Annotated in this window: 9 protein-coding genes; all 9 read left to right on the top strand. The window is 48.8% G+C overall.

What is annotated here, in order from left to right:
• The first annotated feature begins 10 nt into the window (after nt 1-10).
• The 9 genes from ACETMN_RS33065 (at nt 11) to ACETMN_RS33025 (ending at nt 12,583) form a co-directional block, all read left to right on the top strand.
• Nucleotides 11-2,002 carry a DHH family phosphoesterase gene (locus ACETMN_RS33065; protein ID WP_036611927.1) on the top strand — a complete coding sequence of 664 codons (1,992 nt, stop codon included), beginning with the start codon at nt 11-13 and terminating at the stop codon, nt 2,000-2,002.
• Nucleotides 1,999-2,442 carry a 50S ribosomal protein L9 gene (rplI, locus tag ACETMN_RS33060; RefSeq protein WP_036611925.1) on the top strand — a complete coding sequence of 148 codons (444 nt, stop codon included), beginning with the start codon at nt 1,999-2,001 and terminating at the stop codon, nt 2,440-2,442. The genes ACETMN_RS33065 and rplI overlap by 4 nt, the downstream gene beginning before the upstream one ends.
• Before the next feature lies 1 nt (nt 2,443).
• Nucleotides 2,444-3,805, top strand: a complete 1,362-nt coding sequence (gene dnaB / locus ACETMN_RS33055; RefSeq protein ID WP_036611922.1) for a replicative DNA helicase — start codon at nt 2,444-2,446, stop codon at nt 3,803-3,805.
• 445 nt (nt 3,806-4,250) lie between these two features.
• Nucleotides 4,251-5,537: an adenylosuccinate synthase gene (locus ACETMN_RS33050; protein WP_091012210.1), complete on the top strand. Its 1,287-nt coding sequence runs from the start codon at nt 4,251-4,253 to the stop codon at nt 5,535-5,537.
• 221 nt (nt 5,538-5,758) lie between these two features.
• The gene (locus ACETMN_RS33045) at nt 5,759-6,487 is read left to right on the top strand and encodes a hypothetical protein (protein WP_091012212.1); all 729 of its coding nucleotides are present in this window, start codon (nt 5,759-5,761) and stop codon (nt 6,485-6,487) included.
• Between the two features lie 480 nt (nt 6,488-6,967).
• Complete coding sequence (locus ACETMN_RS33040; RefSeq protein ID WP_091012214.1) at nt 6,968-8,500, top strand: peptidoglycan DD-metalloendopeptidase family protein; 1,533 nt, start codon at nt 6,968-6,970, stop codon at nt 8,498-8,500.
• Between the two features lie 246 nt (nt 8,501-8,746).
• Complete coding sequence (yycF, locus tag ACETMN_RS33035; protein WP_074092884.1) at nt 8,747-9,469, top strand: response regulator YycF; 723 nt, start codon at nt 8,747-8,749, stop codon at nt 9,467-9,469.
• Nucleotides 9,469-11,319, top strand: a complete 1,851-nt coding sequence (gene walK / locus ACETMN_RS33030) for a cell wall metabolism sensor histidine kinase WalK (protein ID WP_091012216.1) — start codon at nt 9,469-9,471, stop codon at nt 11,317-11,319. The genes yycF and walK overlap by 1 nt, the downstream gene beginning before the upstream one ends.
• Complete coding sequence (locus tag ACETMN_RS33025; RefSeq protein ID WP_091012218.1) at nt 11,303-12,583, top strand: YycH family regulatory protein; 1,281 nt, start codon at nt 11,303-11,305, stop codon at nt 12,581-12,583. The genes walK and ACETMN_RS33025 overlap by 17 nt, the downstream gene beginning before the upstream one ends.
• Nucleotides 12,584-12,690 lie beyond the last annotated feature (107 nt).

Raw genomic sequence — 12,690 nt, 5'->3', positions numbered from 1 at the left:
GTGATGAGTCATGCCTAAATTTCTGAAGAAACGCTGGCACGGCTACTATACCGTATGGGCGTTCATACTGCTGCTATTGCTCGTTATGTTCGTTACCATTTATAACTGGACGCTTGGTTTGATTAGTCTGATACTGGCTTCGGCGCTGGGAATCGTCATGATTAAGGCGGAGCTCGCGTTCCGCCGTGAGCTTAACGACTACATTAATGGCCTATCTATTCGGATTAAACGGATGGAGGGGGAAGCGGTCAGCATGCTTCCATTCGGAATTGTGCTGTACAGCGAAGATCGTACGGTAGAGTGGCATAACCGCTTTGTGGCGGAGATGTTCCAGGAGAAGACAATGGTGGGTAATCCGCTACTTAATTTGTTTCCCAAACTTCCTCAGCCTAAAGAGAAGAAGGATGGGACGAAGGAACACTCATCCAAGGAGTTCCATGACGAATTCCAGTTGGATGATCGGCATTATGGAGTTATTCATAACCCGCAGGAGCGGTATGTATATGTATACGAGATTACGGAGTTAGCCATTCTTCGTGATAAATATGAAAATGAACGCCTTGCCTTGGGGATTCTCGTTCTGGATAATCTGGATGAGGCTGCCCAAGGTATGGACGATCAGCAGCGTACAGCGCTGATTGCCCGTGTGACTAGCGAAATTACGTCATGGGCCAAGCGGTACGAAGTGTACCTGCGCCGTTTGTCTTCTGACCGTTATCTGTTGATGCTGAATCATAAGTCTTTGCAGGAACTGGAGCAGAGCCGATTTGTCATTTTGGATGAGGTTCGGGAGATGACTGCTGACCTCAAAGTGCCAATGACACTCAGTGTCGGACTGGCGTTTGGATCGGATAGCATCAGCGAGATGGGAGAACTGGCACAGTCCAGTCTGGACATGGCACTTGGACGTGGTGGTGATCAGGCTGCTGTGAAGTCGGGACAACGCCTGTCCTTCTACGGCGGTAAGTCTAACGCAGTGGAGAAACGGACACGGGTTAGAGCCCGCGTTATTGCGCACGCGCTGCGTGATCTGATGCAGGAGAGCGATCGGGTGCTCATCATGGGGCACAAAATTCCGGATATGGACGCGATCGGCGCATCCATCGGAGTGTGGAAAGCGGCCAGTCTGTACAATGTGGAAGCACGGATTGTTCTGGATGGAATTAATCCATCGATTGAACGCATGATGGAGCAAGTAAACAAGGACGAGAAGTTGTCCAAGGCATTTGTATCACCGGAACAGGCAACCCAGATGATGACCGAGCACACGTTGCTGGTGGTGGTGGATACGCATAAGGCCTCCATGACCATGGAACCGAAACTGGTACAGTCTGCTACCCGTGTCGTAGTTGTGGATCACCATCGCAGGGGTGAAGAGTTCATCAATGACGCAGTGTTGATCTATCTGGAACCTTATGCGTCTTCTGCTGCCGAACTGGTAACCGAACTCTTGCAATACATTCATGACAAGGTACAATTCACTCCGCTGGAAGCTACGGCTCTACTTGCCGGGATTACGGTAGATACGAAGCATTTTGCACTGCACACGGGGTCCAGAACGTTTGAAGCGGCAGGCTTCTTGCGCCGTAGCGGTGCAGACACCATTATGATCCAGCGGTTGATGAAAGAGGATCTGTCAGAATATATTGCTAAGGCAGAAATCATAAAGCATGCTAAAATGGTATATGGAAACATTGCGCTGGCGGTCACAGACCCTGGCAGCAAGATTTCACAGATGATGATCGCCCAAGTGGCGGACACATTGCTGAACATGACTGACGTGGTCGCTTCATTTGTGATTAGTGAGCGTCCGGATGGACTGATTGGCATCAGCGCGAGATCGCTGGGGCGCATGAATGTTCAGGTTGTCATGGAACGACTGGGCGGTGGCGGGCATTTGACGAATGCTGCCGTACAGCTTGAAGGAACGCTTGGAGAGGCAGAAAAACGGCTGACGAACGTACTGGCTGAAATCGAAAAGGAAGAGGGGCTGTTCGAATGAAAGTCATTTTTATAAAAGATATGAAGGGTCAAGGCAAGAAAGGGCAAGTGAAAGAAGTATCTGAGGGTTACGCACAGAACTTCCTATTGCCACGGGGAATCGCACGTCTGGCAACAGACGGCAACATGAAGACACTGGACAACCAGAAGGCGGCTGAAGAAAGACTCAAACAGGAAGAGAAAGCGGAAGCGGAAGCACTTGCGAAAAAGCTGGAAGCAGAAGTGACTGAACTGAAAGCGAAGTCCGGCGAAGGCGGTCGTCTGTTCGGCGCCATTACCAGCAAACAGATCGCAGAAGCTTTGTCTAAAAAAGGTCTGAAAGTAGACAAACGTAAAATTGAGCTGGACGAGCCTATTCGTACACTCGGCGTAACACAAGTAACTGTCAAGGTTCACCCTGAAGTGAAGGCAACCTTGAAGGTACAGGTAACGGAAGAGTAAGATGGGCGGAGAAATGTTATTCGACCGGATTCCCCCGCAGAACCTGGAAGCCGAACAGGCCGTGCTGGGTGCAATCCTGTTGCAGGGCGAGGCCCTGATTACAGCGATGGAACGGGTGCAAACCGAGGATTTCTATGATAAACCCCATCAATTAATCTTTGAAGCGATGATCCAGCTTGGTGAGGGAAATCAACCGATTGACCTTGTGACACTGACTTCGCTTCTGAAGGATAAAGGTGAGTTGGAGGACATCGGGGGCGTCAGTTATCTGGCTAAGCTAGCCCATGGTGTACCTACAGCCGCAAACGTAGACTATTATGCTCAGATTATCGAAGAGAAATCGATGCTGCGTCGCCTGATTCGTACGGCAACACAGATCGTGAGCGAAGGATATACAGGTGGCGAAGATGTTGCAGCGATGCTTGGAGAAGCTGAACGTCGCATTCTGGAGATCTCCAACCGTCGCTCCAGTAGTGGTTTTATAGCCATTCAGGACGTACTGATGGAAGTATTCGATCGTGTGGAAACACTTCATCAGAATAAGGGTACAACGACAGGTATTCCGTCCGGGTTCATCGATTTGGACAAAATGACTGCCGGATTCCAGCGCAGTGACTTAATCATTGTAGCGGCCCGTCCTTCCGTAGGTAAGACGGCCTTTGCCCTGAATATCGCTCAGAACGTGGCCATTCGGGCACAGGAGACGGTAGCCATCTTCAGTCTGGAGATGTCAGCCGCCCAGCTGGTGCAACGTATGATCTGTGCGGAAGCCAATCTGGATGCCAGCGTGATGCGTATGGGTGACTTCAAGGGCGATGAAGATTGGCAGAAGCTGACGATGGGTATTGCAGCTTTGTCAGAAGCCAACATCTTCATAGATGATACGCCAGGGATTACCGTAGCGGATATTCGTGCCAAATGCCGTCGTCTGAAGAAAGAGAAAGGCCTTGGCATGATCCTGATCGACTATCTTCAACTGATTAGTGGACGTGGTAAAGCAGGGGAGAACCGTCAACAAGAGGTATCCGAGATCTCACGTACACTGAAACAGATTGGCCGGGAACTGGAAGTTCCGGTTATTGCCTTGTCCCAGCTGAGCCGGGGTGTAGAGCAACGTCAGGACAAACGTCCGATGATGAGTGACTTGCGGGAATCGGGTTCGATCGAGCAAGATGCCGACATCGTAGCGTTCCTGTACCGGGATGACTACTATAACCAGGAGACCGAGAAGAAAAATATTATCGAGATCATTATCGCTAAACAGCGTAACGGTCCGGTAGGTACGGTAGAACTGGTCTTCCTGAAAAACTTTAATAAATTCGTCAATTACGAGAGGGCACACAATGACGCCTTCGCGATGTAATGGGCAGGTGCTGACGGCTTCGATCAAGAAGCCAAAATCGTCTGTCCCGAAGATCAACCATTAGAGCAACTGAACTCAAACATGTGTTATAAATACCAGATATAGATTGACATTGAAATGGGTATCCTTGAACCGGTGATAGCAGTCAAGCAAGCTTGGACTGAAGTCTCCGGTTTTTTGTGTTGAAATAATGGGTAAATTCCGAACATTAGGGTTGTACTATATCTAATTGTTCGCCATTTGATTTGACTTTGAAAAAGGGTACTGGTACACTAATACTGCTGCGTTAAAGCAGCACAAACCTTCCCTTGAATGTAACGGAAGGACATTTTTACTGTCCGTTAGCACGCTTCTCAGTCGGTTTATTGCGTAACATGCCTGCCGGGATAGAGGACGGACAGACCAATACAAAGGTGCGCAAGGCACCCACGGAGGAATGTTAACTATGTCAACGGTAGTTGTAGTGGGAACGCAATGGGGAGACGAAGGAAAAGGTAAAATCACGGATTATTTGGCGGAGAGCGCTGATGTGGTGGCTCGTTACCAAGGTGGTAACAATGCGGGTCATACAATTCTGATTGATAACAAAAAATATAAACTGACGATGATTCCATCAGGGATTTTCTACACGGATAAAGCGTGTGTTATTGGTAACGGAATGGTTATCAACCCGAAGGCACTCATCGAAGAAATTAACTATATTCATGACAATGATTTCACAACGAAGAACCTGTCCATCAGTGAGCGTGCACATATCATCCTGCCATATCACATGGTATTGGATGCACTGGAAGAAGAGAGCAAAGGTCCGAACAAAATTGGTACGACTGGCAAAGGAATTGGCCCATGTTACATGGACAAATCAGCTCGTATTGGTATTCGGATGGTTGACCTGATGGATGCTGAAGATTTCGAACTGAAACTGCGTCATCTGGTCAAAGAAAAGAACCGTGTCATCGAGCAAGTCTACGGCGGCCAGCCTGTTGATGTTGAGGAGATTCTGCAAGATTACCTCGGATATGCCGAAATTCTTCGTCCTTACGTACGTGATACATCCGTTGTTCTGAACGAATATATTGATGAGGACAAAAAAGTATTGTTTGAAGGCGCACAAGGCGTTATGTTGGACCTTGATCAAGGAACTTATCCATTTGTTACATCATCCAATCCGTCCGCAGGTGGCGTATGTATCGGTTCTGGCGTAGGCCCGGCTCGTATTCAGCAAGTCATTGGGGTAGCGAAAGCTTACACAACCCGTGTAGGAGATGGCCCATTCCCTACGGAATTGCATGATGCAATCGGTGACCAAATCCGTGAGACTGGACATGAGTACGGTACGGTAACTGGACGTCCACGTCGTGTAGGTTGGTTTGATAGTGTTGTTGTTCGCCACGCGCGGCGTGTCAGTGGAATCACAGGTCTGTCCCTGAACTCTCTGGACGTAATGACAGGTCTGGAGACCGTAAAAATCTGCACAGGATACAAATTCCGCGGCGAAGTCATCACACACTATCCGGCAAGCCTCAAAATGCTGGCAGAATGTGAAGCGGTATACGAAGAGATGCCAGGCTGGAGCGAAGATATCACTGGTGCTAAGAAACTTGAAGACCTGCCAGTGAACACACAGAATTATGTAAAACGTGTTTCCGAACTGACAGGCATTCCAATTGCCATCTTCTCCGTTGGTCGTAACCGTGAGCAAACAAATCAAGTTCTTCCAATCTACGAGTAATCGAAGAAATAGAGAGATTGTTTCTTGAATTATAAAATAGAATACTTTGCCGATTCGGGCAGTAGAGCCTCCAGTTGTTGCTTTTATAGCGATGACTGGAATTTTTTTGTATGTTTTTCGGATATAATCCCGAGATTTCCGTCAATACTGGTTAACAGTAGAGTCACAGACCCCGACATGCGCATGTTAGACGGGTGGGATAATCGGAGGGAGAGAACGGAATGAAGTTGCTTGTGTGGTTTGTCAAAATCGTGCTAACCGTGTTGCTGGTCAGTTCACTGACACTGCTCACGACCGGATTAATTGTACAGTCATATGCGAAGTCGCTACTCGCGAGTTTCAATATTCAGTGGGAAGGTCAACCCATGGGGTTAACCGCCATGTTCCAAGGTGCCTTGGGCGGTAAAACCAGCGAGGGGAACAAATCAGGAAATGGGACGACAGATCAGCCGACAGGAGCGGACGAAGAGCAGGTTCCGGAAGATGCTGTTTCAGTTATGGGGAATGGGACAGAGAGCGGTCAATCTGGCGTAGATGCGGGCAATAATGCGTCCCAAGGGAGCGGCTCAAACGAGGGCACAGGGGAAGGTTCAGGTACAGATACGACCGCAGGATCAAACTCAGGCACAAGTGCAGGCAATGGGACGGATACGGGCACGGGTAATGACTCAGGAACAGAACAAGGTAGTGGTTCAGCTTCAGGCAATGATGCCATTGTTGTATCACCGGATGACATTACAGGAGCGAAGGACAAGCTGCCAGCAGAGGAGAAAGAAAAAATTTTCAGCCTGCTCATGAACAAGCTGCCACAGAAAGAAATGCAGCAGATCTCAGGTGCCATGGAAGGTGGCCTAACGGAACAGGAATTACGTGAGATTGAACAGGTGATCTCGAAGTACCTGACCAGTGAAGAGTACGACAACCTGATGGAAGTACTACAAACAGAATAAATTGGAAGTTATAGCAGGCATGCTCATGGACTATTGGAGATGATCGAATAGATCATGATCCCGTTTACCTTATCCCTTATCAGAGTTGATCTGGTGAGGGATTTTATTTGTATTTTTATGAAAAATAAAGCATATTTCACTGGGTCTTAGAACCTAGTCTTAAATTGTGAGTAAAAGTACATAGTACAGCGGATGTTGAGGCATAATGGGTGATGGATTAGCAGTACGATCTTATGGATAATACAGGGAAAGCAAGCGGGGCGTGGCTTTGCGGTGTGACGTGTAGAGTTGAAATGAGTGTAAAACCTGTGTTAAAGTATACGGGTGTGATAAAAGGTTAAAATTTTGACACTTTTACGAGCGCAGTTAAAGTCCTGATTTTGCGGACACCCAATACAATTATCAACGAGCATGGGACAGACATGATGGGTGATGTCTTGACAGAAATGCGAACTGAGAAGTGCTGAAAAGGAGAGAATCATGAAAGGTTTCAGAGGCATACGCCAACCGGGCAAAGACCGGGTACACGAACAATCCGGGGAACACCGGACGGCCGAAGACAAAAACAACATGAGCATGTCCACTTTCAGTGTGAATAAGAAGCGCGTTCTGGCCTCGCGCAAATGGATCATTACAGCAGCATGTGGTGTATTCATCGCAGCATCGCTCGGGTTCGCAGGCAAACAATATGTTACTGCAAACACCGTGCCGTATTATAAAGTAATGGTTAAAGGTAGCGAGATTGGTACCATTGCAGATGAAGCACAATTACAACAACTATTTACAAACAAAACTGAGGAATATCAAAATAAATATCCGGATGCAGAAATGGTGCTGAACACGGATGGCATCACAACCGAAACGGCAAGAGCGTACAAACCCGAAGTGAACAGTGACGAGACGCTGGACAAACTGGGTGACATGCTGACAGCCTACGCCAAAGGTGTGGAGCTCAAGGTAGACGGTGAAGTCATTGGTATTGTGAAAGATCAGGCAACAGCGGATGCAATCCTGGAACAAGTGCAGAGCAAATACATATCGGCATCGGCTGTGCGAAGTTCGCTTAAGACGAAGTCGGTATCGGCTAATTCCTCGAAGAAAAACGAGGGACCAAGTACAACCCTGAAGTCGGTAGTCATCAAGGAAGATGTAGCGACGGATGTGGTGAAGGCTGATCCAAACAAAATATGGGATGCGTCCGAGGCGGTTAAAGCATTAACCGTTGGTAAAGACGCGCCTGTAACTTATGTGGTTCGTGAAGGAGATACGATCTCTTCAATCGCTGCCAAGTATGAAATTACACAAAGCGAGATTCGCCAGCATAACCCGGGCATCAAGGAAACATCGCTTCAAATCGGTGACGAACTGACCTTGACCGTTCCGAAACCAGCGGTAACCGTTAAATCAGTTGAGCAGGTTGTTGAACAGATTGAGATTAAACCGCAAGTGGAAGTACGCAAAAGTGCTGAGTTGAAAGCGGGTATCACAAAAGTTGTGCGCCCTGGACAAAGTGGATTGAAAAGCATGCAGTACCGTATAACCAAAGAAAATGGTGAAGTTGTTCAGGAAGAGTGGCTTGGTCAGGAAGTGATTAAAGCAGCTGTAACTGAAGTGGTCCTTAGCGGAACAAAAGTTGTTGGTGAGGGCACAGGTGAATTTGCTTGGCCGGTATCCAATGCAACGATGAGCAGCAGCTTTGGCCAACGTTGGGGTCGCCAACACAAAGGTGTCGATCTGGTAGGTAACCGCGATGTGAAAGCGTCTGATGAGGGTGTAATTACTTTTGCAGGACAGAAAAGTGGTTATGGTAATGTCATCATTATTAACCACCGTAACGGATACGAAACATTGTATGGACATCTGAACAGCATTGGCGTTAAGGTTGGACAAGTGGTTGAAAAAGGCGAGAGTATCGGCGTTATGGGTAACACGGGTCGTTCGACCGGAACACATCTGCATTTTGAGATTATTAAGAATGGAACGGTAGAAAATCCGTTAACGTATCTGAACTAATAGAGCTTAAGGAAAGCAAGGTTGGCTACGATGCCGGCCTTGTTTTTTGCTGCTGTAAAAAATTTTCAAATGAAAGACCTTTCAAGCCTCTGATCGGGATGTGACGGTGCTTCAGGTATGTTAAACTAGAGAGTATAAACGACAAGCTAGAGAAATCAATCAACGAGGCTTTGGTACAAGCTGAACATAGAAGATAGATATAGACGCTAATGCGGATTAAGCAGGATATAGGGGTGAACTTAGCCGATGCAGGGGAAGATTTTGGTGGTGGACGATGAACAGCCCATCGCAGACATTCTGAAGTTTAATTTGGAAAAAGAGGGGTACGAGGTCATCTGTGCATTTGATGGCATTCGTGCGGTTGAACTGGCGTTATCCGAGAAACCGGATCTGATGCTGCTGGATCTGATGCTCCCGGGCAAGGATGGTATGGATGTATGTCGTGAGGTGCGCGCTCATCTGGAGATGCCGATCATTATGCTTACCGCCAAGGATGGCGAGATCGACAAGGTACTCGGGTTGGAATTGGGTGCGGATGATTACGTGACCAAGCCGTTCAGTACGCGTGAGTTGCTTGCACGGGTGAAGGCACAGATGCGTAGACGGCAAAAGCTTGCGATTACGGCTGAAGCGCCGGAAGATGAGGAAAAGCAGGTCATGCGGCTATTCGATCTGGCGTTTGATATGGACATGTACACGGCTTACAAAGGCGGGGAACCGCTTGATCTGACCCATCGTGAGTACGAACTTCTCTATTATATGGCGAAGCACTCCGGCAAGGTTATGACACGGGAACATCTGCTGCAAGCGGTATGGGGATATGAATATTTCGGCGATGTACGTACTGTGGATGTCACGATCCGTCGTCTGCGTGAGAAGATTGAGGAGAATCCAAGCAAACCGGAAACGATTCTGACACGCCGCGGGCTCGGTTATCTCGTGCGCAGTGCCAAAAGCGTGGGGATATAATGGGCCGATTCGCGCGATTCTCGTTCTTCCGAACGATTCAGGCGAAATTGATCATTATCTATGTACTGCTGATTCTGATTGCGATGCAATTAATCGGCGTTTATTTTGTGAGCGCAATGAAGAACTCACTGACGAGCAACTTTACGGAAGATCTGCAGGCGCGTGCGGAAATGCTGTCGGTTCTCGTGGGGGAGACGATGGCGGGCGGAGAAGCAGAGGCTGGCGAGGACAAAACGGAAAATCTGCGTGTGCTGGTGAACAACCTGTTCAACATTAACGGTGCCGAGATTCAGGTGCTGGATGCCAGCGGAAAGGTACTGACGACCTCGCTAAGTTCACATTCAGACTATGTGGGGCGCAAAAACACCCAGACCGTTGTCAGCCGTGCACTGCAAGGCATTCGGGACAATGAGGAATATATCGTGGACGAGGATAATGTTCGCAAAAAAGTCGTCGCCAAGCCGGTGCTGTCCGGCGGCAAGATCATTGGCGCGGTCTACATCGCGGCATCCATGAACGAGCTGTATTCCACGATGGAGGGAATCAACAAAATATTCATCTCCGGCATTCTGATTGCCTTGGTGTTAACGGCGGTGCTTGGCGTGATCCTATCTCATACGATCACGCAGCCGATTAAAGAAGTGACTCGGAGAGCGACAGCGGTCGCAGAAGGTAACTTTGATCAGCAGACACCTGTATTTGGCACGGATGAGATCGGTCAACTCAGTCGGGCTTTTAACTATATGACCAGCAGGCTTCGGGATGCACTTTCACTGAATGAAGAGGAGAAGGAGAAGTTGACTTCCATTCTGACCAATATGAGTGATGGTGTGGTGGCTACGGATGAGTACGGTAAAGTCATTCTCGTAAACCGTCGTGCCAGCAGCATTCTGGGTATGCATCCTGCGGATATTGAAGGAAGACACTTCGCCATATTACTCGGCATTGATCCGGAGGATGCGGAAGCCCTCGCGAGTGGTTTCACAGGTTCAACTTTGCTGCAGATTGCACCCGCTGGACAAGAAGAGCCCGTGGTTATTCGGATGACGTTCACACCAGTTCATCGGCGTGAACGGGGGATCACGGGAACGATTGCCGTACTTCAGGATGTTACCGAGCAGGAAGAGCTTGAGGCATCCCGACGTGAATTCGTGGCTAATGTATCCCATGAACTGCGTACCCCACTGACTACGATCAAGAGTTACGCGGAAGCACTGGATGACGGTGCACTGGAAGATCCGCAGCTTGCCGGTCGTTTCGTTGGTGTTATACAGAACGAGACGGAGCGAATGATACGACTGGTTACGGATCTGCTACATTTATCGCGGCTGGATTCCAAAGAGGCTTTGCTGCGGAAACAGCCAACTGACATTCTGGAAATGTTGGAGGAAGTGACGGATCGCTTCTCATTCCAGATGCATCAGAAGGATATTCAGCCTGTACTATCTGTGGAGAATGATATTCCGGCTGTTCCACTGGATCGTGACCAGATTGATCAGGTGCTCGATAATGTCGTGTCCAACGCGCTGAAATATACATTGGAAGGCGGCACCATTACGATTGCGGCTAGACGCAGTGATGAATACACACTTGCCATCTCGGTATCGGATACCGGAATGGGTATCCCACAGCGTGATCTGGATCGCATTTTTGAGCGGTTTTATCGGGTGGACAAGGCTCGTTCCCGCAGTATGGGAGGCACAGGGCTAGGACTGTCCATTGCCCGGGAAATTGTGAAGGCACATGATGGTAGCATTTCTCTGCAATCTGAAGTAGATGTGGGAACGACAGTAACGTTCACACTGCCGATGCGTGAGAAAGGGGGTGAGCACCGTGAAGGAACGGATTAAATCCTTGGTGCTTGCTGCCCTTGTTGTAGCCAGTCTGGTTCAGAGTTATTTTCTGATCTACCGTTTGCCCGGAGGCGGGGATTCCATTGTGACGTCAGAGACGAATTATGTGAAGACCGAAAATATGGGTCAGGAACGCAATATTGAAGAATTGATCTTCCCCGATCAGATGATTATTCATCTGGGTCAGGATAAACATACGGTGTTTTACCCTGGCAATACGTTCTATCAGTTGATCTATTCACGGCTACAGGGGCGAGCGTTCGATGATTTTCAGCGCCGGAGTGTGCAATCGGTGAACTGGGATCAGATTCGCAAGGAGAACCCTGGGTTTGAACTATCGTTCAAAGAAGGTATTCCCGTAGCGTTATTGCAGCGGGTAATGAGGCTCGGGACGGATTCCTTATTCCAAGGGGAGACCATTAACCGAATCTCGATCTATACGTCCAAAAATGAAACGAAGGCCCATGCGCTGTTCTTCAGCGCCAAGGGAGACGTGGTATACGAAGCAACGCAGGCGGACCTGACAGTACAAGACGTACAGCAGCATGTTGACTTCGGTACGAACTGGACGCCATACACGTTGATGGAGGGCGGGTATTATATCCCGGCGGAAGCGTTGGAGACGATTGAGGCGGATGTGCCAACAGGCCAGTTCACGGTTGAGCAGATGCAGCGCAGTCTGTTCTTCGATCCAAGCATGACCCGGAATATCCGGGAAAAAGATGGATCGGAGATCTACACGGATAGTAAACGTAGTCTGCAGGTAAAACAGGAACAGCGCTGGATCAGTTACACCGATCCGGCGGCACCGCCAGCAGGACAGATTGATCCCGCGAAGGATGCGTTGTCTGCGGTTGATTTTGTGAATCAGCACGGGGGCTGGAAAGGCCGTTCGCGGATGATGCTGGGGACCGCGGAAAGCAAGACGCGGCTTGAATTCCAGCAGTATTACGGCAGTTATCCGATTATGGATTCCATGCAGTTCCGCTTTGGAACGATCAGCATGGAGATGCAGCAGGAGACGGTATCCAGCTATGAACGATCGCTGGAATACCTGAACGAAGGTGCAGAGAAGAAGAAATCGGTCAAGTTGCCTGGCGGAGACAAGCTGAAGGCTCTTATTAAAAAGGTAGCAGGTGAGAATCGTCAGGTTGTGGACGTATACCCGGCTTATCGTCCTTCTTCGATTGAGGACGGATTAAAGCTGATCCCGGTATGGGTGATCCGTTTTGGAAACGGGGAGGAAACCACCGTTTCTTGATGGGTTGTAGGGTAATGGAGTCATTCGATATCCGAGCGAGGTGTAAGGTCACACGATAACGGAGAGGGCAGAAAAAAGCTGGAGAAGCGAAGCGGTCGCCTTTATTG

Source organism: Paenibacillus sp. M2 (assembly GCF_046713495.1).
GTDB classification, from domain to species: domain Bacteria; phylum Bacillota; class Bacilli; order Paenibacillales; family Paenibacillaceae; genus Paenibacillus; species Paenibacillus amylolyticus_B.
The sequence above is the reverse complement of the archived record's forward strand: the minus strand, read 5'-3'. Positions and strand labels throughout refer to the sequence as shown.

Excerpts from the sequence above, each read along its gene's own strand:
- ACETMN_RS33065 (WP_036611927.1), top strand. The coding sequence starts at position 11 with ATGCCTAAATTTCTGAAGAAACGCTGGCACGGCTACTATACCGTATGG.
- rplI (WP_036611925.1), top strand. The coding sequence starts at position 1,999 with ATGAAAGTCATTTTTATAAAAGATATGAAGGGTCAAGGCAAGAAAGGG.
- dnaB (WP_036611922.1), top strand. The coding sequence starts at position 2,444 with ATGGGCGGAGAAATGTTATTCGACCGGATTCCCCCGCAGAACCTGGAA.
- ACETMN_RS33050 (WP_091012210.1), top strand. The coding sequence starts at position 4,251 with ATGTCAACGGTAGTTGTAGTGGGAACGCAATGGGGAGACGAAGGAAAA.
- ACETMN_RS33045 (WP_091012212.1), top strand. The coding sequence starts at position 5,759 with ATGAAGTTGCTTGTGTGGTTTGTCAAAATCGTGCTAACCGTGTTGCTG.
- ACETMN_RS33040 (WP_091012214.1), top strand. The coding sequence starts at position 6,968 with ATGAAAGGTTTCAGAGGCATACGCCAACCGGGCAAAGACCGGGTACAC.
- yycF (WP_074092884.1), top strand. The coding sequence starts at position 8,747 with ATGCAGGGGAAGATTTTGGTGGTGGACGATGAACAGCCCATCGCAGAC.
- walK (WP_091012216.1), top strand. The coding sequence starts at position 9,469 with ATGGGCCGATTCGCGCGATTCTCGTTCTTCCGAACGATTCAGGCGAAA.